At 65.0% G+C, this 20,862-nt stretch carries 24 protein-coding genes; 16 read left to right on the top strand and 8 right to left on the bottom strand.

The genetic code is table 11. The features are described 5' to 3' along the window. Window positions 1-38 precede the first annotated feature (38 nt). The 7 genes from AC5P5X_RS04900 to AC5P5X_RS04870 all read left to right on the top strand — a co-directional run bounded on the left by AC5P5X_RS04900 (window position 39) and on the right by AC5P5X_RS04870 (window position 5,892). Window positions 39-1,196 carry a TrbL/VirB6 family protein gene (locus AC5P5X_RS04900; RefSeq protein WP_012480636.1) on the top strand — a complete coding sequence of 386 codons (1,158 nt, stop codon included), beginning with the start codon at window positions 39-41 and terminating at the stop codon, window positions 1,194-1,196. Between the two features lie 11 nt (window positions 1,197-1,207). Next, window positions 1,208-1,726 (top strand): DUF4189 domain-containing protein, encoded by a 519-nt coding sequence (locus AC5P5X_RS04895; protein ID WP_111189448.1) that lies wholly within the window; start codon window positions 1,208-1,210, stop codon window positions 1,724-1,726. 179 nt (window positions 1,727-1,905) lie between these two features. Continuing rightward, window positions 1,906-2,079 (top strand): hypothetical protein, encoded by a 174-nt coding sequence (locus AC5P5X_RS04890; RefSeq protein ID WP_154329493.1) that lies wholly within the window; start codon window positions 1,906-1,908, stop codon window positions 2,077-2,079. 162 nt (window positions 2,080-2,241) lie between these two features. Further along, window positions 2,242-2,778, top strand: coding sequence for a DUF4189 domain-containing protein (locus AC5P5X_RS04885; protein WP_223846427.1), 537 nt, complete (start codon window positions 2,242-2,244; stop codon window positions 2,776-2,778). Between the two features lie 317 nt (window positions 2,779-3,095). After that, window positions 3,096-3,632 (top strand): hypothetical protein, encoded by a 537-nt coding sequence (locus AC5P5X_RS04880; RefSeq protein WP_005410114.1) that lies wholly within the window; start codon window positions 3,096-3,098, stop codon window positions 3,630-3,632. 57 nt (window positions 3,633-3,689) lie between these two features. Then, window positions 3,690-4,694 carry an XVIPCD domain-containing protein gene (locus AC5P5X_RS04875; RefSeq protein WP_111189447.1) on the top strand — a complete coding sequence of 335 codons (1,005 nt, stop codon included), beginning with the start codon at window positions 3,690-3,692 and terminating at the stop codon, window positions 4,692-4,694. Between the two features lie 97 nt (window positions 4,695-4,791). After that, window positions 4,792-5,892, top strand: coding sequence for a hypothetical protein (locus AC5P5X_RS04870; RefSeq protein WP_111189446.1), 1,101 nt, complete (start codon window positions 4,792-4,794; stop codon window positions 5,890-5,892). 49 nt (window positions 5,893-5,941) lie between these two features. On the opposite strand, the gene AC5P5X_RS04865 is transcribed toward AC5P5X_RS04870, so the two are convergent. From AC5P5X_RS04865 to AC5P5X_RS04855, 3 genes are read right to left on the bottom strand one after another with little or no spacing between them, the layout of a single operon-like run. After that, a complete protein-coding gene (locus AC5P5X_RS04865; protein WP_005410111.1) occupies window positions 5,942-7,270 on the bottom strand; it encodes an XVIPCD domain-containing protein in 1,329 nt (442 codons plus the stop codon). Then, window positions 7,267-7,920, bottom strand: coding sequence for a hypothetical protein (locus tag AC5P5X_RS04860; protein ID WP_012480629.1), 654 nt, complete (start codon window positions 7,918-7,920; stop codon window positions 7,267-7,269). Before AC5P5X_RS04860 ends, AC5P5X_RS04865 begins: the two co-directional genes overlap by 4 nt. A 40-nt stretch (window positions 7,921-7,960) precedes the next feature. Further along, window positions 7,961-8,617, bottom strand: a complete 657-nt coding sequence (locus tag AC5P5X_RS04855) for a hypothetical protein (protein ID WP_060381224.1) — start codon at window positions 8,615-8,617, stop codon at window positions 7,961-7,963. Window positions 8,618-8,891: 274 nt separating this feature from the next. Between AC5P5X_RS04855 and AC5P5X_RS04850 the strand changes: the two genes are divergently transcribed. Continuing rightward, on the top strand, window positions 8,892-9,398 hold the full coding sequence (locus tag AC5P5X_RS04850; protein ID WP_060380226.1) for a GNAT family N-acetyltransferase: 507 nt from the start codon (window positions 8,892-8,894) through the stop codon (window positions 9,396-9,398). A 22-nt stretch (window positions 9,399-9,420) separates the two neighbouring features. Here AC5P5X_RS04850 and AC5P5X_RS04845 read toward each other — a convergent pair whose 3' ends face one another. The 3 genes from AC5P5X_RS04845 to AC5P5X_RS04835 form a co-directional block, all read right to left on the bottom strand. Then, window positions 9,421-9,627, bottom strand: coding sequence for a hypothetical protein (locus AC5P5X_RS04845; protein WP_005410107.1), 207 nt, complete (start codon window positions 9,625-9,627; stop codon window positions 9,421-9,423). Window positions 9,628-9,683: 56 nt separating this feature from the next. Next, window positions 9,684-10,121, bottom strand: a complete 438-nt coding sequence (locus tag AC5P5X_RS04840) for an acetyltransferase (protein ID WP_060380224.1) — start codon at window positions 10,119-10,121, stop codon at window positions 9,684-9,686. Between the two features lie 68 nt (window positions 10,122-10,189). Continuing rightward, window positions 10,190-10,957, bottom strand: a complete 768-nt coding sequence (locus AC5P5X_RS04835) for an NAD(P)H-dependent oxidoreductase (protein WP_111189445.1) — start codon at window positions 10,955-10,957, stop codon at window positions 10,190-10,192. Window positions 10,958-11,035: 78 nt separating this feature from the next. Here AC5P5X_RS04835 and AC5P5X_RS04830 point away from each other — a divergent pair, with 78 nt between their 5' ends. From AC5P5X_RS04830 to AC5P5X_RS04810, 5 genes are all read left to right on the top strand, one after another. Beyond that, window positions 11,036-11,395 (top strand): winged helix-turn-helix transcriptional regulator, encoded by a 360-nt coding sequence (locus AC5P5X_RS04830; protein WP_005410104.1) that lies wholly within the window; start codon window positions 11,036-11,038, stop codon window positions 11,393-11,395. A 75-nt stretch (window positions 11,396-11,470) separates the two neighbouring features. Next, complete coding sequence (gene tadA / locus AC5P5X_RS04825) at window positions 11,471-11,995, top strand: tRNA adenosine(34) deaminase TadA (RefSeq protein WP_005410103.1); 525 nt, start codon at window positions 11,471-11,473, stop codon at window positions 11,993-11,995. A 75-nt stretch (window positions 11,996-12,070) separates the two neighbouring features. Beyond that, window positions 12,071-12,643, top strand: a complete 573-nt coding sequence (gene orn, locus AC5P5X_RS04820) for an oligoribonuclease (protein WP_099490477.1) — start codon at window positions 12,071-12,073, stop codon at window positions 12,641-12,643. Window positions 12,644-12,813: 170 nt separating this feature from the next. Further along, entirely contained in the window at window positions 12,814-13,689 is an 876-nt protein-coding gene (locus tag AC5P5X_RS04815) for an EcsC family protein (protein ID WP_111189444.1), read from the top strand. A gap of 139 nt (window positions 13,690-13,828) precedes the next feature. After that, a complete protein-coding gene (locus AC5P5X_RS04810) occupies window positions 13,829-14,944 on the top strand; it encodes an alkene reductase (protein WP_012480623.1) in 1,116 nt (371 codons plus the stop codon). Between the two features lie 215 nt (window positions 14,945-15,159). Here the strand turns inward: AC5P5X_RS04810 and AC5P5X_RS04805 are convergent, their stop codons facing one another. Together AC5P5X_RS04805 and ppsA are read right to left on the bottom strand one after the other, a co-directional pair. Beyond that, entirely contained in the window at window positions 15,160-16,056 is an 897-nt protein-coding gene (locus AC5P5X_RS04805) for a mechanosensitive ion channel family protein (RefSeq protein WP_005410099.1), read from the bottom strand. A 151-nt stretch (window positions 16,057-16,207) separates the two neighbouring features. Continuing rightward, the gene (ppsA, locus tag AC5P5X_RS04800; RefSeq protein WP_099484042.1) at window positions 16,208-18,586 is read right to left on the bottom strand and encodes a phosphoenolpyruvate synthase; all 2,379 of its coding nucleotides are present in this window, start codon (window positions 18,584-18,586) and stop codon (window positions 16,208-16,210) included. 144 nt (window positions 18,587-18,730) lie between these two features. Here ppsA and ppsR point away from each other — a divergent pair, with 144 nt between their 5' ends. The 3 genes from ppsR to AC5P5X_RS04785 all read left to right on the top strand — a co-directional run bounded on the left by ppsR (window position 18,731) and on the right by AC5P5X_RS04785 (window position 20,783). Then, window positions 18,731-19,552 carry a posphoenolpyruvate synthetase regulatory kinase/phosphorylase PpsR gene (gene ppsR, locus AC5P5X_RS04795; protein WP_005410097.1) on the top strand — a complete coding sequence of 274 codons (822 nt, stop codon included), beginning with the start codon at window positions 18,731-18,733 and terminating at the stop codon, window positions 19,550-19,552. A 191-nt stretch (window positions 19,553-19,743) separates the two neighbouring features. Next, complete coding sequence (locus tag AC5P5X_RS04790) at window positions 19,744-20,253, top strand: DUF1249 domain-containing protein (RefSeq protein ID WP_099484043.1); 510 nt, start codon at window positions 19,744-19,746, stop codon at window positions 20,251-20,253. A gap of 41 nt (window positions 20,254-20,294) precedes the next feature. Further along, a complete protein-coding gene (locus AC5P5X_RS04785) occupies window positions 20,295-20,783 on the top strand; it encodes an NUDIX hydrolase (protein ID WP_005413820.1) in 489 nt (162 codons plus the stop codon). Window positions 20,784-20,862 lie beyond the last annotated feature (79 nt).

The raw sequence follows: 20,862 nt of genomic DNA, 5'->3' as shown, positions 1-20,862 counted from the left end.
GAGGTTGTCCGGTAGGGATACATCAAGGGATTGCGGAAATGATCAGGTCGATTGCCAATTTTGATTTCAATGGCGGATTCCAGGATTTGATGGGGCACGTTGCACGTGTCCAATCGATCGGGGATTTCGTGTTCTTCAAGTTCATCTTCGACTTCCTGCGAAGCAAGATAAACAAGTTCGGCATCGACATGATGGGGGAAATGATGCAGTGGGTCGGCGGCATCGCCCTCACGCTCATGACCCTGTGGGTGCTGGTGCAGGGCTTCCGCATCGTGACCGGCCGCAGCCGGGACTCAATGATGGTGCTGGTGACCAATATGGCGCGTGCGGCGTTGATCGTCAGCGCGGCCACCACGATGGGCGCTTTCGGCACCAACCTTCAGAGCTTCCTCACCCACGACGTCAAGGCAGAAATCACGAAGGTCGTGACAGGCTCGAACGAGTCACCCGAAGCTCAGATCGACAAGAGCCTGGCATGGATGCAGGTGGCGCTTTCCAGTATCGACGCCATCCAGATCATGAATGACGGGGAGCTGCTGGAGGACAAGAAGCGGGCACTGTTCTTCATCGGCATGGGCACCGCAGGTCCAGCCATCACCGCTGGTGCGATGCTGATGCTGTATGAAATCGCCATGGCGCTGTTCATCGGCTTTGGCCCCCTGTTCATCCTCTGCCTGTTGTTCGACCAGACCAAGCAGTTGTTCCAACGTTGGCTGTTCTACGGCATCGGCACGATGTTCTCCATGGCCGTACTTGCAGCGATGGTTTCCATCGCACTGGACATGGTGGTACGTGTGGCGGCCACTTTCTGGACCACAGCGCTGGTGCAGGAATTCATCCTCAAGGAAAGCATGTCCGACGGCATGACCAGCCAGGCGATGCAGCAGGGAGGCATGGGCCTGATCCTCACCGCGTTGATCCTGACTACACCCCCAATGGCAGCGATGTTCTTCCAGGGTACCCTGGGCACCTTCATGGCATATTCGCAGATAGGCGGTGGTGCAAGTGCCTCGCCGAGTGCCGATGGTCGTCCGCCGGGCATGTCGGCTCCGCCGCCGGCGGCTCCGGAGTCGTCTTCTGGCTCAAACTCCCATGGTCAGCAGTCGGCGATGGGGAAGATGTTTGATGGAACCGGAGGCCCGGGTTCAGCGGTTCCCGGTCAGCGTGGTGCGGCAAATCCGAGTCATGGAAACTAGAGATTCAGTTGATGAACGTAAGCGCCTCTCTAAAGCATCTGTGCTTGTCCCTGATCCTACTGGGCTCTGTGCACGTCAGTTCGGCGTTCGCTGAAGGGCGCTGCCCTCCGGGTCAGTACCCGATTGGCGACCAAGGCGTTGGTGGCTGCGCACCCATACCCGGCGCGGCTCAGAGCGCCCCGCAGGAGAATCCCGGGTATTGGGTCAAGACATGGGGTGCTGTCGCCAGCTCGCCTGGAGGAGATGCAGGTTCGGCCACTGGGCATCAGGCCAAGGCTTCGGCAGAGCGCCAAGCGGTCGAGCGATGCCGGCAGGGCGGAGCTACCGACTGCACAGTCGTTTTTACCTACTACAACCAGTGCTATGCGGTTGTCCGGGCTGCACGACCGGACAATGGCATGAGATTCAACACCGGGGCGACGAAAGAACAGGCGCAGGAGCGGGCAACCAAGGACTGCAAGGATTTGGGAAGTCAGGCTTGCTCCGTTTTCCATTCTGACTGTACCAAGCCTTTCTTCCAGCAAGACTGATCGGTTGTGACATCACACGGAGATTCAAGGCAAGGGCCGACTTCAGATCTTTGCGCGGTGATTCAGCTTTCGTAATTTCTGCTCTGCTGTTTGCTGCATTACTTGTTGCCAGCAACGCCTGTGCGGAGGGCCAATGCCCTGCAGGCCAGTACCCATCGGCGATCAAGGGGTTGGCGGGTATGCCCCGGTTCCTGGAGCAGTGGGAACTGCCCGCGAACCCGGACCTGCTGGCCAGCGCCGAGGACGCCGCCGAAGCGTGGAAGTTTGCCCAGCAGTCGTGCGGCGACACCGGTGGATGGGCGTGTCAGGTTGCATACGAGGACTGTACGAAGCCGGTCTATGAGTCATTCTGACCCGTTGATCGGATTGTCGGACTGGTAGTCAGCGCAACTCGCGATGGCGGCGGAAAGCTTCATGTGTTTGGGCGCAGCTCCGTTTGTTCTCTTGGCTCCAGCATCGACAGTGGGCAACGATCGTCCGCTCAGGTCGTCCCACCTCTCACAATGGGCAAAGGAATGATTCTCCCCATGAAACGAATCCACCTCGCTTTTCTTCCGTGTCTGCTGATTGCAGGCCTGCTGCCGTTCACTGCGCTCGCCGAAGGCAACTGCCCGCAGGGCATGTATCCCATCGGTGGCCAGGGTGTACAGGGCTGTGCGCCCATTCCGGTGAGCAGCTCAGGCTCCCCGTACAACAATCGCCCCAACTGGGCGCAGACCGTGCGTGGCGTGGCGATGGATGCCCGCGGCGATACCTTCATCAGCAACTCGATGCGTTCGCGGGGCAAGGCCAAGCGTGCTTCCATGAAGGAGTGCAGGGAGTTCGGGAAAGGCGAATGTACGTTGGCGACCCTGTTCCAGGCGCAATGCGTGGCGGTCGCCCACGCGGGTCTGGGCACTGAAACCACCAGCGTCGCCACCGCCATGTCCGAACAGGGGGCGGTCATTGTCGCGATGCAGCAATGCAACGCGAAGGCGGCATGGAAGCAGCTGCCGCAGGGACAATGCGGGATCGCCAGAACGGCCTGCACGGCGGATCTGTTCATCAGGTAAGGCGCCATTCACGCTAAGCCCCGTTTTCTGTGATCAATTCCGCTTTTCGATTTCCTCGCACTTCGACGCGGCAGAACGCCTCGCGGTAAGCTCCCCACGCGTCATGAAAATGACGCGCCAGTGCCGCCGAATGCAGGGGTTCTTCCGTCCAATGAGGACGCTGTCAGCCCCTGCATCGGGTAACGCTCGCCATCATCGCGGTCTTGCCGTACGCAAGGCTATGATCCCTGTCCGCGCAGGCGCGGATAAGCCGGAACGCGTTCCGGCTGGGCAGGGAGGCGGGTATCGGCATGACCACATTGAAGGAGTGGGAGGGGATGGAAGACAGGGTTGGCGCACACATGGACGATGCCCTGGCATTTGTTCCGTCCGGTGCGAACCTGCTGGAAGCCGTAAGGGGCGAACTCAACGGCGATGGCATCGAGTATCAGCTGCTGGTCATCGACCAGCCGACGCCGGAAGGGCTGGTGCCCGGCCAGCACGGGCCAAACCGGGTGCTGCTGTTGCTGCGCGGTGATGGGCGCGGGCGCTGGCAGCTGGCCGCGCGCAACGACAAGCTGGTGCCGTGTTCCACCCGAGGTGGCCTGGCCGGCGACCCTTTTGCGTATGCAATGGTCGAGAAGGGCACCTTCAGCGTGATCACCAATGGCGGTAGCCGCGAGCGCTGGAGCAGCACCTACCGGTTCCGCTATGCGCCCGCGGACAAGGCCTGCTGGGTTGACGGGGTGAGACGCAAGGTCGTGGATATCGAGACCGAAGCGACCAACATCCGGGATTACTCGGCGGCGGAGCTGGGCAGGGTGAGGTTCGAGGACTTCGACCCATCCAGTGTTGCCGAGGTGTCGCTTCCATGAGCCAAGCTCCAACCGGCGGAAGGGAATCCGCGCTGATGAAGATTCAGGAGTTGCACTGTGTCGACCGATAGAGAGTCGCAGCTGTTGCGACAGGCGACCAAAGCCGGCATCGACTCCCCGCTTGAACTGGCCAATTTCATGGCCCAGGCAGGGCACGAGTCGCGCGGCTTGAGCCGGCTCAACGAGAGCTTCAACTTCACCCGGGGAATCTCGCAGATCCCGGTGGAGGCTGCGTGGCGCAATGGCAACGCAGCGTTGGAGAGCGCCCGCCAGGAAGCGCTGCGTGGTCGGCCGGAAAACCTGGCTGAGCTGATGTACGGCGGGCGCATGGGCAACGACGCGCCTGGTGACGCGCTGAAGTACCACGGCCGCGGCTATCTGCCATTGGTCGGCAAGGAGAATTACGAGCGTGCCGGCAAGGCGCTGGATCTGGACCTGGTGAATCAACCGGAGCTGGCAGCGCAGCCCGAGCACGCAGGCCGTATTGCCGTATGGCAGTGGCAGACACGGGTGCCGGAGGGGGCGCGCCATGATGTGCGCGAAGCAACTTATGCGCTCAACGGCGCGCTCAATGGCATCGAGGCGCGCCGGCAACGATTTGAGGTCTGGCAGCAGAAGTTGACGCCGGACGTGATGGCGCGACTGGATCGCGGCGAAGTCGGTGCGCCGGCGCAGACCGTTGCACGCGACATGTCGCATGCCGGTGAGCCCGGCAACGCATTGTTCGAGGATGCGCGCCGGCACCTGCAGCAGATGGGGCCACAAAGTGGACTGCGCAGTGCACAGGAGCTCGACAATACCGCTGGCGCATTGGCGCTGGGGGCGCAGAAGGCCGGCCTGTCGCGTATCGATCATCTGCTGGCGGGCAACGACGGCCGTACGCTGTTTGCAGTGCAGGGCGCGCTGGGTGATCCGGCCATGCTACGTGCGTCTGTTGACCGGGAGCAGGCCTCCCAGCAGCCACTGGCGCAGAGCAGCCAGCAGTTGGCGGCCAGCGTTGCGCAGCAGGATCCGACGGCCGCGCTCGCCCGCGAGCAGGAGCAGCGTTCCCGATCCCTGTAGCACTTGATGCTGGCGGGCAGGGTGCCCGCCGGTGCTTTGCGTACGACGCGTGGCGCCCTGTGGCGCCGACATGGAAACCCACTCGTAAGGACACCACATGCGAATCGTTCCCTTGAATGCCCGGCAGGCCGCTGCCCGCTGCAATGCATCCGCGCGCCGCCTGCCGCTGCTCTGGCTGCTGTCACTTGGACTTGCCGCAGCCTCGGCACAGGCTCAGGAGGCAGCGTCGCACGTCGCGGAAACGCACGCCACGGCACAGGCGATCGCTGATGCGCCCGCAGGAACGGCACCGCCTGCTACCGCCGAGCCAACCGTTCCGGCGGTATCACCCGCACCGCCCGCATTGGCCATCGTGCCATTGTCGCCCGAGCGGGCGACCGAGCGGGCGCTCGGTGCCCGCTGCCCGGTGGATCTGGCCGGGCGACTGGCGACCCAGGGCGACCTGCTGACCGGCGCCTGCCAGGGCACCATGCCGGCGCATCTGGCCGCTCTGCTGGTTGCGCTGCCCGAGCAGGACATCCACCTGCCGCGCAACTGGCGCGAGCGAGAGGTACAGCAGAAGGCCTGGTTCAAGGCGGTGCCTGGGTACGGCCAGCGCCCGGACTTCATCGTGCGGATGGGCGACGTCTGGGTGCGCTCGCTGGAAGGGCGCGACGCCGACAGCACGTTCTACCTGGTGTCCGCGCCGTTCACCTGCAGCGACCAGGTCGCCAACCGCGATGACTACAGCGCGGAGCCGGTACGTGTGCCAGCGGGTAGCTGCCGCGAGGCCTATGTGGGCCAGCGTGTGTACCAGGTGCGTGGCGATGCGCCGCCGAGGGATGTTACCGCCGAAACGATGCCGGCCATGCCACAGGTGACCGAGGCGGATCGCGCACGCCAGCTGGCGCGTGGGGGCAGGATCACGCTGGATCACAGCAAGCTGCAGTTCGGGCCGGCCATGCGTTGGTTCGTGCAGTATCCGGAGACGGTGCCGAAGGGTGGGGCGCGTGCGTTCAGTGACTGGAACCGCGAGCATCTTGCCTTCGTGGTCTGGACCGGCGATCACTTCGAGTTGCGCGACAAGGTCCCGCGCAGCCAGTGGCCGTGTGATCCGGTCGCGCCGGGCGATCGCGCCTGCGGCGGCTTCCCGGATTCCGGGCCGGATCTGTTCGTGACCGCCAGTGCATCTGCACCGGTCGCGGCCACCAGCCCCTGAGTCACGGTGCTGAGGCGGGAGCCGGAATGACCGGCTCCCGCGCTGTCCATCAGGCCTGCAGGCTGCGGGTCTGATGCTGCTGCTGTTCCAGCTGTTGGTCGCGCTCCAGCGCAAGGCGCTGGCCTGCAGCCTGCTGGTCGATGCGCTGGCTGCTCTGTTCCAGCGGCGTGTTCATCGCCACTGCCGTATCCACCGACACGCGAAGGTGGGCGGGGTCACCGCCCTGGCCCTGCACGGCGAAGCTGCGCGAGGCATCGGCGTTCATCACCACTTCGTCGATGCGCTTGCCGCCTGCAGCGTGCATCTCCGCCGCCAGGCTGCCCGCCAGCTGCGTACTCATCACGTCCGGCACGCGGCCAACGCGCACGTCATGTGCGTGCACGCCGCGGATCGCGTCGTTGAACAGCGGGTTACCCAGGTGGTTGGCATCGTCCATGCGCAGCATGCTGGTGTGATGGCCATTCTTCTCCGCTTCGCGGCGTGCCGGTTCACCGGGCTGCAGCGGGCCGCGGATGTGGTCGTACAGATCGATGGCGCCGCCCGGGATGCCGCGTGCAGCGCGGGTGACGCCGCGACGCAGTGACTCGACGTCGTCGCGATACTCCTCGATCATCTTGGCGTTGTCTTTCGCCAGCTTCTGCGTTTCCGGGTGCTTCAGCACCGAGCCTTCGTTGAGGAAGTTGCCCAGCTTGTGCGCACCGAACGAGCTGGTGGCCGCGATGATCGGGCGGTCCGGAATCAGATCACGCAGGGCGTGATTGCTGAAGCCGTTTGCCGCGAGCGTCTTGATCTCGTCGGGCTTGGCATAGATGCGTACCTGGCCGAAATGCGGTGACGCGGCGCTGACCGGATCGGAGGCCATGACGTGGTTGATCATGGTGTTGCCGCCTTCCGGAATGCGATAGCTTAGGCTGACCGCGCCGTAGGCATTGAAGGTTTCGCCCTTGACGTTGAAGTGGTGCGAGGTGATCTGGGCAAGAGCGCCGCCGAGGGAGTGACCGGTGACGGTGACCTGGGGCGCGGGCACACCGTTCAAGCGGGATTGAAGCGCGGCGCCTTCGAGCGTCCTCTGTGTCAAAGCAATCGCGTCAGGCGCCTGCACGTTGGTGCGCGCAACCACCATGCCGCCGTCGGTCAGAATCGCATCGCGAGCGATCTGCTCGGTGCCACGATGCGCAATGACGATCTCTTTGGTGTCTACGCGCTGATAGACGGTGCCCTGATAGCCGTTAAGACGATTGTTGACATGCTCAAGTATCTTGTACTCATGGCCGTTTAACGTGACTTTTTCTTCTTGGCCGGGTTCACGTCGGCCGACGGCCCGATCCTTGTAGGCGTCATTGGATAACGCGGCGTAGTCCTGAGAGGTGATGGTCACGGCGCGACCTCACTTGCGGAGAGGGTGATCGTAAACAGCTTGTCCTGCAGATCAGCGGCGTAGTTGCTGCGATCGGGCTCGCCACTGGCTGGGAAGTTGGGAACGCGATCTGCCTTCGGATAGACCAGATCCGGATAGTAGAGCGTATGGGCGCCACCTTCGGTCAGCGGCTTGGCGTCGACGAAGGTGAGGAAGCGGGTCTCTTCTTCGGCACCCGTCGCCTTCAGCATTGCCCCGGCACCGGTGAACTCCCACTTGCAGACGCCACGACCGTAGTAGTCCTCATCCAGCATGCGGTCCACATATAGCGTGCCGCGGTACTCGCCCTCAGCGACCTTGCGCAGCTCCACCGGTTCCTGGCTGGTGATACGTGCAGCTGTGCCGGTGGCCGGCTCGATGTGGCCGCACTGATCCTCGTTGGTGACGTCGTACTGCGCTACGCCCTTGACCAGTGCGAAGTCGCCGGGTGCATCCTTCAGGCGCAATACCAGTTCATAGGCCTTGCGCGGGGTGGGGTTGAGCTTGGCGAGGCCGCGCCCGCCCTGGGCGACATCGGCTTCAGCAGCGGCACGTTCCTGGTTCATGGCGGTCTCCGGGTTGCAGGCGGTCAATAGAAGCAGAGCAAGGCACGGAATCATCTTGTGGCGCAATGTCGGCCTCCTTGGGGGTAGGGGTTGTTGAACTGGCAGCTCATGGCACGAGCTTCTGCACAGTGGTGGTGGTTGAGAACAGCGCGTCGCGCAGATCTTCGCTGTACCCCGACGGATCTTCCTCGCCACTGGCGCCAAAGTTGGCGACAGTGTCGGCGCGCGGATAGATAAGGTTTGGGTAATAAAGCGTAAGAGGTGAGTCGCTCTCCATGCGCTCCTTGTCGACGAACGTAAGGAATCGCGTATCCGCCTCGCCGGTCGTAGCGCGCAACATCGCACCGACACCCGTCAACGTCCAATGGCAGACGCCACGCCCGTAGTAATCCTCGTCCTGCATGCGGTCGAGGTAGAACGTACCGCGGTATTCGTTCTCGTCGACCTTGTGTAGTTCCACCAACTCCTGGCTGGTGATACGGCTGGCGGTACCGGTCGCCCACAGGACCCGGCCGCAGTCCCTGTGGTTGCTGACGTCGTACTGGGCAACGCCCTCGACCACCGCGAAGGGACCGGGGGCATCCTTCAGGGTCAGTACCAGCTCGTAGCCCTGCTGCGGTGACGGGTTGAGCTTGGCCAGGCCGCGTCCACCTGCGGCGACGTCACGCTCTGCGTCCGCGTAAGGCGAGCAGGCCGTCAGCGCCAGCAAGAGGCCCATCGGTACCAGATGGCGTCCCTCACGTGTCGGCATGGCTACATCCATGGCGGCATCCTGCATCGTGCATCCGTGTCCATATATCCTTCCCTGGTGACAGGTCTATCGATTATGGAGTGTTCTGGAAACCTGGCGCCAGCTACGGCAAGGTGTCCGCGACGGAATTTTGACGCATTCAGCGTTCGGGAGCGTCGCCGAATCGATTGCGGCACAGGCGATTCGGGGTCGGCCAGGCGATTGCGCTTCGCGTTCGACATTTCGCCGCCAATTTGTGACAACGGTCGCCAATTCACGCGACTCTCACGCAAGCGAGCATTACGCCATGAACCACACCATCCGTGCCGAAGCCATTGATGATCACGCCACCCTCCATGCGCTCACCGAGGCCGCATTCCGGAACGCTGCGCACAGCAGCCATACCGAGCAGTTCATCGTCGACGCCCTGCGCGCGCGCGGGGAGCTGAGCGTTTCGCTGGTGGCCGAGATGGACGGGAAGGTGATCGGCCATGTGGCGGTGTCGCCGGTGACGATCAGCGATGGCAGCACGGGCTGGTTTGGCCTGGGGCCGATTTCGGTATTGCCTGCCTGGCAGGGGCAGGGCATCGGTGCGGCCCTGATGCATGCCGCACTTGAAGCACTGCGTCAGCAGGGCGCACATGGCTGTGTATTGCTGGGCGAGCCGGCCTATTACGGTCGCTTCGGCTTCTGTGCCGAGCCGGGCCTGGTGCTGCCGGGTGTGCCGCCGGAGTACTTCCAGGCACTTTGCCTGCAGCCTCCGTTGGCACAGGGCGAGGTGCAGTACTCACCGGCCTTCGAGGCGACGGCCTGATCCGGGCCTGGCACGTTTCTGCTCAGGGCGCGCGCCAGACGGTCGGTTCGGGTTGCGGCTTCGGAATGCGGTAACCGCCGATGTGTTCAAGCAGTTCATTGGTACGGCGCTGCTCGACCAGTACTTCACGCAGCAGGTTGCGCACGGCGAAGATGGCGAACGGCACCAGGATCCAGACCAGGCTGATGCCCAGCGCAAACAGGGTCAACAGGGCTTTTGCACCATCCATGCGGCATTCCTTGGTCGAAAGCAGCCACGCTAGCACGTGGCTGCTGCCGACGGATGTCAGCCGTTGTGCCGAAGGTGGATCAGCGGATACGGACGGCCTTGCGAATCCAGCGGTGAACGTCCGGTTTCGACGAAGCCCATGCGCAGATAGAAGCCCACGGCCTGCGCGTTCTGTGCGTTGACGTCGGTGCTCAGCTGTGGGCACAGGGTCAACGCGTGCTGCAACAGTTGGCGACCAACCCCGGTGCCACGCACGTCCGGGTCAATGAACAGCGCTTCCATGTGGGTGCCGTCGATCAGCATGAATCCGAGGGGGCGATCCTGTGCGTCGACAGCAACGGTCATCGGCGCCTGCGGCAGGAAACCGGCTACTTCGGCATCGATGGCCATGCGGTCTTCGGCACTGAGGAAGTCGTGGGTGGCGTCGACGGCGCGACGCCAGAGGTCGACAAGAGCGGCGCCGTCGTCGGCGCGGGAGGGGCGGAGGGTGGTCATGGGTTCGCCAAGGTGCTTGCAAAGAATGCGTAGTATGGCGCGTCCCGATCCAGCGCGCAGATGTGGATTCATCCGGCGTTGCGATGGCGGACGAAGGGGCTGTAGGTAGTGGCCTCTGCGCGCAGCACAACGCCGTCCTCGAAATCGCTGCTGTCGTTGAAGGGCACGGTGGGCCACTGCGGCCATTGCGCCAGGCGTTCGCGGTAGTGGTGGGTTGCTGCAGCCAGTGCCTCGTCGTGTGCCTGCATGCGCTCCGCTGCCAGCCCGGAACGCACGCCGTGCACCACGTGCGGTTCCATCACGTCGAAGCCGACGTAGCGCAGGCTGTACATCAAGGGCCACAGCAGCAACCGGGTATCTCCCTCGCGGCCGTCGACTGCGCAGGCCCGTGCCGATGAGCCGGTGGTGATGCTCAGCAACGCACGCTTGCCGCGCATCGCTCCGTGCTCGTGACGCAGGCGGCTGTTGTACATCGGCCCGTACACCAGTACGCGGTCCAGCCAGCCCTTCAGGATGGCCGGCGCCGCGAACCACCACAGCGGGAACTGCAGGATCAGCAGGTCTGCGGCCCGCAGCAGTTGCAGGTGATGTTGCACATCGACGGGCAGCTGGCCCTGCTCGGCGCTGTGCCGCTGTTCGCGTTGGGCGTCGAAGTGGCCGGGATGCAGGCGATGCGGATGGTGTTCAGCCGCTTCCAGCGGATCGAAGCCCTCCGCATACAGGTCGACCACGTCCACCTGCAGCGCGTCATGCCGCAGCTGCTCGGCGGCCTGAGCGGCCAGATGTGCATTGAAGGAGCGGGGCTCGGGGTGGGCAAGCAGGATCAGGGCGCGCATGGGGCGAGGTGTTCGACGAGTGTGCGACCATCCTCGCGGTGCCGGCATGCGCCGGCAATTACGCACCTTGAGGTAAGCATGGCCTTTCCCGGGGATGTCTATGCCGCCGACTGTTCGGCACGCGATGCGCTTGCGCTGATTTCAGGCAAGTGGGTGATGCTGCTGCTGCCGGCATTGGCGCAGGGCCCGCTTCGCAACGGCGCGTTGCTGCGGAAGATCGAAGGCATCTCGCAGAAGGTGCTGACCCAGACCCTGCGCCAGCTGGAGCGCAATGGGCTGGTCGAGCGGTGTGACCGGGGCAGCAAACCACTGCATGTGGAGTACCGCCTGACCGAGGTCGCGCGCGGCCTGGTCGAGACGCTGTCCGCCCTGGATCGCTGGGCCGAGCACAACTTCCCGGCGCTCGATGCGGCCCGCGAGCGCTTCGACGCGCGCTAGCGGCGCCTGCACGGTCCCGGGCGTACAATGCGCCCCCGGCGGCCATCCTGGCCCAGTTGAAAAGCGAGAACCGCCATGACCGATGTCCTGGGTGTACCGGTGCACGACGCCGATGAACACTGGATGCGCCATGCACTAGCCCTGGCCGAGCGCGCGCAGCGTGAGTTCGACGAGATTCCGGTCGGGGCGGTGCTGGTGGGCGCCGACGGCCAGCTGCTGGGCGAGGGCTGGAACCTCAACATTGCCTCGCATGACCCCAGTGCGCATGCCGAGATCGTGGCCATGCGGGCCGGTGGAAAGCTGCTGGCCAACCATCGCCTGCTTGGCAGCACGCTGTACGTGACCTTGGAGCCGTGCGCGATGTGCGCGATGGCGATCGTGCATGCGCGCGTTTCGCGCCTGGTCTACGGCGCCAGCGACCCCAAGACCGGTGCGTGCGGCAGCGTGTTCGACCTGCTCGGCGATGCCCGCCACAACCACCGGGTCGAGATCCACGGCGGGGTGCTGGCCAAGGAAGCCAGTACGCGCCTGACCAATTATTTCCGCGCCAAGCGTGGCAAGCCGCCGCTGCTGCTGGAAGACCACGTCGGCGAGGGCTGAGGGGCGAACGGGTATGATGGGCGCCTCTTTCCTTCACCGGTAGGCCGCGCGCCTGCCCAGCAACGAGGCGACACAATGGCGGACACCGGCGCGGCCAACGAACGACTGATCTGGATCGACCTGGAAATGACCGGGTTGGACACCGACAACGATTCGATCATCGAGATCGCCACCGTGGTCACCGACGCCCAGCTGAACGTACTGGCCGAAGGTCCGGAATTCGCCATCCATCATCCGCTGGAAACGCTGGAGGCGATGGACGAGTGGAACCGCAACCAGCATCGTCGTTCGGGCCTGTGGCAGCGCGTGGTGGACAGCACCACCGCCCTCGGCCAGGCCGAGGCGCAGACGGTGAACTTCCTGGCGCAGTGGATACCGGCCGGCCTTTCGCCGATGTGCGGCAACTCGATCTGCCAGGATCGCCGCTTCCTGCACCGCCAGATGCCGCGCCTGGAGAAGTACTTCCACTACCGCAACCTGGACGTATCCACGGTGAAGGAACTGGCCAAGCGCTGGGCGCCGAGCGTGGCCGCCGGCGTCGGCAAGAACAGCAACCACACCGCACTGAGCGACGTGCACGACTCGATCGCCGAGCTGCGCCATTACCGCCAGTTCATGGGCACGCTGTCGGGCTTGCCCACGGCCTGAACAACAACGCCGGGCATGGCCCGGCGCGACCGGGTGACACGCGAACTGGTAGTGCCGGCCGCTGGCCGGCAAGGCGTCGGGGTCGGATCCCTTTCCCGCGGCAAGGGCTCCGACCCCTCTGTCGTGCCTCGCGACGAACCGTTCAACTCCCCGGCGCTAAGATCGGCGCCATGAACGAGCCCATCCTGCTTCCCCGCGACATTGCCCACGCCCCCCGCGACTGGTCCGACCTGCAGCGGGCGGTGGCCCTGCTGGAAGCGCCGACCCTCACCGCGCGCATGGCCAACCTGGTCGGCACGCCGCTGGAGTTCGCGGTGAAGGCGCTGCCCAAGGCGGTCTCCGGTCGCATACACGGAGCGGTGCAGGCGGCGCTGTCCAAGTCCGCACAGGCGGCGCTGTGGAGCATGGACAACACCCCCGGCAAGGGAGCGTCGACCCGTTGGCACAAGCTGGCGGCAGCCACTTCGGGCGCGGTCGGCGGTGCCTTTGGTTTCGCGGCCTTGTTCATCGAACTGCCGGTGTCGACCACCATCATGATGCGCGCCGTGGCCGACGTGGCCCGCAGCGAGGGCTTCGACCTGTCCGAGTTCAGCACCCGGCAGGCGTGCCTGGAGGTGTTCGCGCTCGGTGGCAACTCGCCGCGCGACGACGCCAGCGAGACCGGCTACTACCTGGCCCGTGGCTTCACCACCGACGTGATGCGGCATCTTTCGGCCGAACTGGCTGGGCGTGTGGTGACCGGCCGCGACCTGACCCTGGGCGTGGCACCGAAGGAAGCTGGAAAGCTGCTGGCGAAGATGGTGGAGAAGGTGGCGGCGCGCTTCGGCGTGGTGGTTACCGAGAAATTCGCCGCACAGGCGGTGCCGATCGTCGGTGCTGCCGCCGGTGCAACACTGAATACCATGTTCACCGACTACTACCAGGACATGGCGCGCGGCCACTTCATCGTGCGCCGGCTCGAGCTGAAGTACGGGGAAGATGTGGTGCGCGCCTGCTATGACCGCGTGGCGCATGGCGCGGTAAGGATCGAGCCAAGGCTGGAGTAGAGCCACGCCATGCGTGGATGAGCCCTCGTGGCGGGTGATCCTTGCCTCGAGGGAACAATTGTTTTGCCAGTGCATGCCTGTTGCCTGGCAGCCGGCATCCCCATCCTTTGCGGCACTCCCCCCGCAAGAGATTGCCGCCATGATGTTCACCCCCCACCGCCTGGGCGCGTTGACGCTGCCCAACCGCATCGTGATGCCGCCGATGACCCGCTCGCGCGCCGCCGATGGCAACGTCGCCACCGCGGAAATGGCCGCCTACTATGCGCAACGCGCCAGCGCCGGCCTGATCGTCAGCGAAGGTACCCAGATCAGCCAGCAGGGCCAGGGCTATGCCTGGACCCCGGGCATCCACAGTGCCGAGCAGGTGCAGGGCTGGCGGCAGGTGACCGATGCGGTGCACGCCGCCGGTGGCCGCATCTACGCCCAGCTGTGGCACGTCGGCCGTGTCTCGCATGTGGCCCTGCAGCCCGATGGCGCGGCGCCGGTGTCTTCCTCGGCATTGCTCGCCGAAGGCGTGAAAGTGTTCGTCGACCCGACTGGGGCGGGTCCCGAAGCCGGTGTGGGCGAGATGATCCAGCACTCGATGCCGCGCGCGCTGCGCGAGGACGAGATTCCGGGCATCGTCGCCGATTACGCGCAGGCTGCGCGCAATGCGCTGGCCGCGGGATTTGATGGTGTGGAACTGCACGGCGCCAACGGCTACCTGATCAACCAGTTCATCGATTCGCAGGCCAACCAGCGCACCGATGCCTACGGCGGCTCACTGCAGAATCGCCTGCGTTTCCTGCGCGAGGTGGTGCAGGCGGTGGTCGAGGTTGCCGGTGGCGAGCGTGTGGGCGTGCGCCTGGCGCCGCTGACTACGCTGCAGGGGGCGGTGGACGATACGCCGCAGGCGACCTATCTGGCTGCCGCACACCTGCTCGGTGAGATGGGGGTGGGCTACCTGCACATTGCCGAGGCCGACTGGGACGATGCACCGCCGATGCCGGTGGCGTTCAAGCAGGCGCTGCGCATGGTCTACCCGGGTACGCTGATCTACGCCGGCAAGTACACCGCCGAGCGCGCCGAGCAGGCACTGGCCGAAGGCTGGGCTGACCTGATCGGCTTCGGCCGGCCGTTCATCGCCAACCCGGATCTGCCCGAGCGCCTGCGTACGGGTGCGACGCTGAATCCGCCGGATCGCGCCACGTTCTTTGGCGGTGGTGCGGAGGGTTTCACTGATTACCCGGCGCTGGAAGAGAGCGTCGCTGCCTGATTCTGGAGGCTGCCGGCCAGCGGCCGGCACTACCAGTGGGCGAGGGGTAGTGCCGGCCGCTGGCCGGCATTTCAGTCAGGCGGCGAGGGGGGTAGTGCCGGCCGCTGGCCGGCATTTCAGTCAGGCGGCGAGGGGGGTAGTGCCGGCCGCTGGCCGGCATTTCAGTCAGGCGGCGAGGGGTAGTGCCGGCCGCTGGCCGGCATTCCACTGCCGGATCACGGCTTGTCGCGCACCAGCGCGTCGGCCTCAACCACGCCACCATCCTTGCCATGCAGGTAAAGGTGCATGTCCTGCTGCGGATACGGAATGTTGATGCCGGCCTTGTCATAGCCCAGCTTCAGCTGCTCCAGTAGCGTGACCTTGGTGCCGAACCAGTCGGCCGACTTCACGTAGCAGCGGATGCCGAGGTTGATGGCGTGTGCGCCCAGTTCGTAGACCACCACGTCCGGTGCGGGGGTCTGCAGCACACGCGGATCGGCCTTCATCAGCGCCAGCGCGGTGTCGCGTGCCAGCTGGATGTTGTCTTCGTAGCCGATGCCGATCACCAGTTCGACGCGGCGCGTCGGCTCGGCGGTGAGGTTGATGATCGGCGCGGCGGTGATCAGCGTGTTCGGAATGGTGGTGTGCTGGTTGTCGGCGCCGGTAAGCACGGTCTGGAAGATGCGCACTTCGCGCACCGTGCCGGTCTGGCCGGCCACGGTGACCACATCGCCCACGCGGAACGGACGCAGCGTCACCAGCATCACGCCCGAGGCGATGTTGGACAGCGAATCCTTCAATGCCAGACCGACCGCCAGGCCAGCGGTGCCGAGCACGGCCAGCAGCGGGGTGATCTGCACGCCCAGCGTGCCGATGGCCAGCACCACCACGATCACCAGTGAGGCGGCATACACCACGTTGCGCAGGAAGCTTCCCAGCATCGGGTCCACACCCATGCGCGCAGTGGCGCGCGGCATTGCATTGGACAAGCGACGTGCCACCCACAGGCCCACCAGCAGCACCACGATCGCGGCCAGCAACGGCACGCCGTAGGTTTCCAGCAGGCGTTCCCAGTCGAGCGAGTGGAACCAGGGCGTTGCGGCGGGGGCGGCGGGTGCTGCTGCGGCGATCATGCGGAAGTCCTTTGCTGAGAAACGGTGTCTGCGTGGGGCAGGGCGTGCGTGCACGCCAGAAACACGAAGCCCCGCAGAGGCGGGGCTTGCATGCAGCAGCAGTATCGGCCGACGCCGATGAACACGACGTCAGCCCGTGGCCATCACGGCATCAGCCGTTGGCCTTCAGCTTGGCCAGGCGCAGCCAGGTATCGACCACGGTGTCCGGGTTCAGCGACACCGACTCGATGCCTTCCTGCATCAGCCATTCGGCCAGATCCGGGTGATCGGACGGGCCCTGGCCGCAGATGCCGACGTACTTGCCCTTGGCACGCGCTGCCTTGATCGCCATCGACAGCAGCTTCTTCACTGCCGGGTTCCGCTCGTCGAACAGGTGCGCAACGATCGAAGAGTCGCGGTCCAGGCCCAGGCTCAGCTGGGTCAGGTCGTTGGAGCCGATCGAGAAGCCGTCGAAGATCTCCAGGAACTCATCGGCGAGCAGTGCGTTGGACGGCACTTCGCACATCATGATGATCTTCAGGCCGTTCTCGCCCTGCTTCAGGCCGTTCTGTTCCAGCACCTCGACGACCTTGCGGCCTTCTTCCAGGGTGCGCACGAACGGAATCATGACCCACAGGTTGTCCAGGCCCATTTCGTTGCGCACGCGCAGCACGGCCTTGCACTCCAGCGCGAAGGCGGCCGAGAAGCTCGGGTCGACGTAACGGCTGGCGCCGCGGAAGCCGATCATCGGGTTCTCTTCGTGCGGCTCGTAGTTGCTGCCGCCGATCAGGTTGGCGTACTCGTTGGACTTGAAGTCCGACAGGCGCACGATCACCGGGTTCGGTGCAACCGAGGCGGTGAGGGTGGCGATGCCTTCGGCCAGGCGGTCGACGTAGAAGCTGACCGGATCACCGTAGCCGGCGATCTTCTCATCGATCTTCTTCTTGGTCGCCGCGTCCTGGCGGTCGTATTCCAGCAGTGCGTTCGGGTGGATGCCGATGTGGCTGGCGATGATCATTTCCAGGCGGGCCAGGCCGATGCCGGCGTTCGGCAGCTGGCCGAAGTCGAAGGCACGTTCCGGGTTGGCCACGTTCATCATGATCTTCAGCGGGGCCGGCGGCATGTTGCCCAGATCGGTGGTGGTGCGCTCGACGCCGAGCTTGCCTTCGTAGATGAAGCCGGTATCGCCTTCAGCGCAGCTGACGGTGACCAGCTGGCCATCTTCAATGACCTTGGTGGCATTGCCCGAACCGACCACGGCGGGCACGCCCAGCTCGCGCGCGATGATCGCGGCGTGGCAGGTGCGGCCACCACGATTGGTGACGATGGCCGAGGCGCGCTTCATCACCGGTTCCCAGTCCGGGTCGGTCATGTCGGCGATCAGCACGTCGCCCGGCTGCACGCGGTTCATGTCGTCCAGCGTCTTGACCACGCGGGCCACGCCCGAACCGATCTTGGCGCCGACGGCACGACCTTCGGCCAGCACGTTGCCGCCCTTTTCGGTCAGCGCGAAGCGCTCGATCTGGGTGGCGTGGCTGCGCGACTTCACCGTTTCCGGGCGTGCCTGCACGATGAACAGCTTGCCGCTGACACCGTCCTTGGCCCACTCGATGTCCATCGGGCGGCCGTAGTGCTTTTCGATGACCAGCGCCTGCTTGGACAGTTCCTGCACGTCCTCGTCGCTGATCGAGAAGGTGTTGCGCAGTTCGACCGGGGTGTCCTCGATCTTCACGCGCTCACCGGGGACATCCGAATACACCATGCGGATCGCCTTGCTGCCGAGCGAGCGGCGCAGGATCGCCGGCTTGCCGGCCTGCAGGGTGGGCTTGTAGACGTAGTACTCGTCCGGGTTCACCGCACCCTGCACGACCATTTCGCCCAGGCCGAACGAGGAGGTGACGAACACCACGTCGCGGAAGCCGGACTCGGTGTCCAGGGTGAACAGCACGCCGGAGGAACCGACGCCCGAACGCACCATCAGCTGCACGCCGGCGGACAGGAACACGTCCTCGTGCTTGAAGCCGTGGTGCACGCGGTAGGCGATGGCACGGTCGTTGTACAACGAGGCGAACACTTCCTTGACCTTGTGCACGACGTCGTCGGCACCGGTGACGTTGAGGAAGGTTTCCTGCTGGCCGGCGAAGGAGGCATCCGGCAGATCCTCGGCGGTGGCCGAGGAACGCACGGCCACAGCCACGTCGCCGCCGCCGTTGTCGGCGCTGAGCTTGGCGTAGGCGGTGCGGATGTCCTGGTCCAGCTGCGGCTGCAGCGGGGCATCGATCACCCAGCTGCGGATTTCCTTGCCGGCGGCGGTCAGCGCGTTGACGTCCTCGACGTCCAGCGTGGCCAGCTTGTCGAAGATGCGCTTGGACAGATCGTTGTGCGCGATGAAGTCCTTGAAGGCTTCAGCGGTGGTGGCATAACCGCCCGGCACCGAAACGCCCAGACCGGCCAGGTTGCCGATCATCTCGCCCAGGGACGAATTCTTGCCGCCTACGCGGGCCAGATCGGCCAGACGCAGTTCGTGCAACCACAGGATGTTCTCGTTCAAGCGCGATGCTCCGTTTGGCCATCGCCCGAGGCGGGCTGAGTGGCCGCGTCCGTAGGAAGAAGCCGATATGATGCCGGGCAGACCACTGTCGGCACAAGCTTGTGCTGGCGGCCTTTTTAAGCTTCGTAGGGGGTAAAAGCGCGCATGTCGACCATCCGCCCGGTGTTCTACGTTTCCGATGGAACCGGTATCACCGCTGAAACCATTGGGCATAGCCTGCTCACCCAGTTCTCCGGGTTCAGCTTCATTACCGACCGCATGTCGTTTGTCGACGACCCCGAAAAAGCGCGTGAAGCCTGTGCCCGGATCCAGGCGGCGGGGGAGCGGTACCAGGTCCGGCCGATCGTGGTGAACTCCTGCGTGGACCAGAGCCTGAGCCTGATCCTGGCCGACAGCGGGGCGCTGATGCTGGATGTGTTCGCGCCGTTCATCGAGCCGCTGGAGCGTGAACTTGCCAGCCCGCGCCTGGCCCGGGTCGGCCAGGCCCACGGCATGGTCGACTTCGACACCTACCACCGCCGCATCAACGCGATGAACTTCGCCCTGACCCACGATGACGGTATCGCGGTGAACTACGACGATGCCGACGTGATCCTGGTGGCGGTGTCGCGCGCCGGCAAGACGCCCACCTGCATCTACCTGGCCCTGCATTACGGCGTGCGTGCGGCCAACTACCCGCTGACCGACGAGGACCTGGAAAGCGACCGCCTGCCGCCGCGCCTGCGCAACTACCGGCGCAAGCTGTTCGGCCTGACCATCGACCCGGACCGCCTGCAGCAGATCCGCCAGGAGCGCCGCCCGAACTCGCGCTACGCCAACCTGGAGACCTGCAAGCGCGAGGTGGCCGCGGCCGAGGTGATGTTCCAGATGGAGCGGATCCCGACGCTGAGCACCACGCATACCTCGATCGAGGAGATTTCCAGCAAGGTGCTGGCCACGCTGGGGCTGCAGCGCGAGTTGTATTGATCCGTGCGCCACGACCAACGGTCGTGGCCTACCTCCCGGGGCAATACCCCTCCTGCGCGGGGGCATCGACCCTCCTGCACGGTGGGTATCGACCCTCCTGCACGGTGGGTATCGACCGTTGGTCGATACCGAGCCCTTTGGTCGGGGTGATCCCGCCCCCACGTTGAAGCACCAACGTGTAGGATCGACCCATGGCCCGAGCCTTGCCCCGTACCGAACGCATTCCCCGCCTGAGCCGGTTGAGCTGGCTCATGGGCCTGTACGCGGAGAACTATCGCCATCTGGTGCGCCTGTTCGAACCGGCCGGACTGGCGGCGGGCAGCTACATTTCCTCGATCGGCGACGGCCTGGATGTCCGCCTGGACGTGATCGAGTGCCACCGCTACACGGTGGAACTTCGCCTGACCTACGACCTGGCCGACCCGGTCACCGGCGAGCCTGATCCGTCGGCCTACGTGCGCCTGTACCGTGACGCGCGCCAGGCCGAGACCACCCATTGCTATGTCGGCCGCCGCTGGCAGGACACCATGGGCCTGTACCCGCCGCCGGCGGAACTGATCAGCCACCGCATGCGCGTGAACACCTTCCTCGGCAAGTGGCTGGAATACCTCGCCGAGCGCGGCCACGGCGTGGCCACCCTGCGCCGCGATCCTGATGGCGCCACTGCGGCTGCCGAACGCCGCCTGTCGCTGGTGCGCTGATCGGCCATAATCCACGGCTGACCTGCCGCTGGATGCTGCCCATGCCGTACACCCCGATCGTCGCCACCCTGGGCTACGTGCTGTCGCCCGATCGTCGCCAGGTGCTGATGATCCACCGCAACACCCGGCCCGGTGACCACCACCTGGGCAAGTACAACGGGCTGGGCGGCAAGATCGAACCGACCGAAGACGTTGCGGCAGGCATGCGCCGCGAAATCGCCGAGGAAGCCGGCATCGACTGCACCGGCATGCGGCTGCGCGGCACCATCAGCTGGCCGGGATTCGGCAAGCATGGCGAGGACTGGCTGGGCTTCGTGTTCGTCATCGACAGTTTCGAAGGCACCCCGCACGGCGGCAACCATGAAGGCACGCTGGAGTGGGTGGACCTGGACAAGCTGGACACGCTGCCGATGTGGGAGGGCGACCGCAACTTCCTGCCACTGGTGTTCGACGCCGACCCGCGCCCCTTCCACGGCGTGATGCCGTACCAGGATGGCCGCATGGTCAGCTGGTCCTACAGCCGGCTGTAAGCCGGCGAATCGGGAGGGGGGCGATCTTTCGAGTGGGGATCAACCTTCCAGGTGGGTGCCAACCTTGGTTGGCACGCTC

This window comes from Stenotrophomonas sp. YJH_SMC_91, from assembly GCF_059368495.1.
This window is presented reverse-complemented; position numbering and strand designations above follow the sequence as displayed.

Bases quoted from the DNA above. Each gene is read 5' to 3' on its own strand.
- AC5P5X_RS04815 (WP_111189444.1), top strand. From the start codon at position 12,814: ATGAACGAGCCCATCCTGCTTCCCCGCGACATTGCCCACGCCCCCCGC.
- AC5P5X_RS04835 (WP_111189445.1), bottom strand. From the start codon at position 10,957: ATGCGCGCCCTGATCCTGCTTGCCCACCCCGAGCCCCGCTCCTTCAAT.
- orn (WP_099490477.1), top strand. From the start codon at position 12,071: ATGGCGGACACCGGCGCGGCCAACGAACGACTGATCTGGATCGACCTG.
- AC5P5X_RS04790 (WP_099484043.1), top strand. From the start codon at position 19,744: ATGGCCCGAGCCTTGCCCCGTACCGAACGCATTCCCCGCCTGAGCCGG.
- AC5P5X_RS04895 (WP_111189448.1), top strand. From the start codon at position 1,208: ATGAACGTAAGCGCCTCTCTAAAGCATCTGTGCTTGTCCCTGATCCTA.
- AC5P5X_RS04785 (WP_005413820.1), top strand. From the start codon at position 20,295: ATGCCGTACACCCCGATCGTCGCCACCCTGGGCTACGTGCTGTCGCCC.
- AC5P5X_RS04900 (WP_012480636.1), top strand. From the start codon at position 39: ATGATCAGGTCGATTGCCAATTTTGATTTCAATGGCGGATTCCAGGAT.
- AC5P5X_RS04880 (WP_005410114.1), top strand. From the start codon at position 3,096: ATGGAAGACAGGGTTGGCGCACACATGGACGATGCCCTGGCATTTGTT.
- AC5P5X_RS04805 (WP_005410099.1), bottom strand. From the start codon at position 16,056: ATGATCGCCGCAGCAGCACCCGCCGCCCCCGCCGCAACGCCCTGGTTC.
- AC5P5X_RS04850 (WP_060380226.1), top strand. From the start codon at position 8,892: ATGAACCACACCATCCGTGCCGAAGCCATTGATGATCACGCCACCCTC.
- AC5P5X_RS04840 (WP_060380224.1), bottom strand. From the start codon at position 10,121: ATGACCACCCTCCGCCCCTCCCGCGCCGACGACGGCGCCGCTCTTGTC.
- AC5P5X_RS04855 (WP_060381224.1), bottom strand. From the start codon at position 8,617: ATGGATGTAGCCATGCCGACACGTGAGGGACGCCATCTGGTACCGATG.
- AC5P5X_RS04830 (WP_005410104.1), top strand. From the start codon at position 11,036: ATGGCCTTTCCCGGGGATGTCTATGCCGCCGACTGTTCGGCACGCGAT.
- tadA (WP_005410103.1), top strand. From the start codon at position 11,471: ATGACCGATGTCCTGGGTGTACCGGTGCACGACGCCGATGAACACTGG.
- AC5P5X_RS04810 (WP_012480623.1), top strand. From the start codon at position 13,829: ATGATGTTCACCCCCCACCGCCTGGGCGCGTTGACGCTGCCCAACCGC.
- ppsR (WP_005410097.1), top strand. From the start codon at position 18,731: ATGTCGACCATCCGCCCGGTGTTCTACGTTTCCGATGGAACCGGTATC.
- AC5P5X_RS04845 (WP_005410107.1), bottom strand. From the start codon at position 9,627: ATGGATGGTGCAAAAGCCCTGTTGACCCTGTTTGCGCTGGGCATCAGC.
- AC5P5X_RS04890 (WP_154329493.1), top strand. From the start codon at position 1,906: ATGCCCCGGTTCCTGGAGCAGTGGGAACTGCCCGCGAACCCGGACCTG.
- AC5P5X_RS04870 (WP_111189446.1), top strand. From the start codon at position 4,792: ATGCGAATCGTTCCCTTGAATGCCCGGCAGGCCGCTGCCCGCTGCAAT.
- AC5P5X_RS04885 (WP_223846427.1), top strand. From the start codon at position 2,242: ATGATTCTCCCCATGAAACGAATCCACCTCGCTTTTCTTCCGTGTCTG.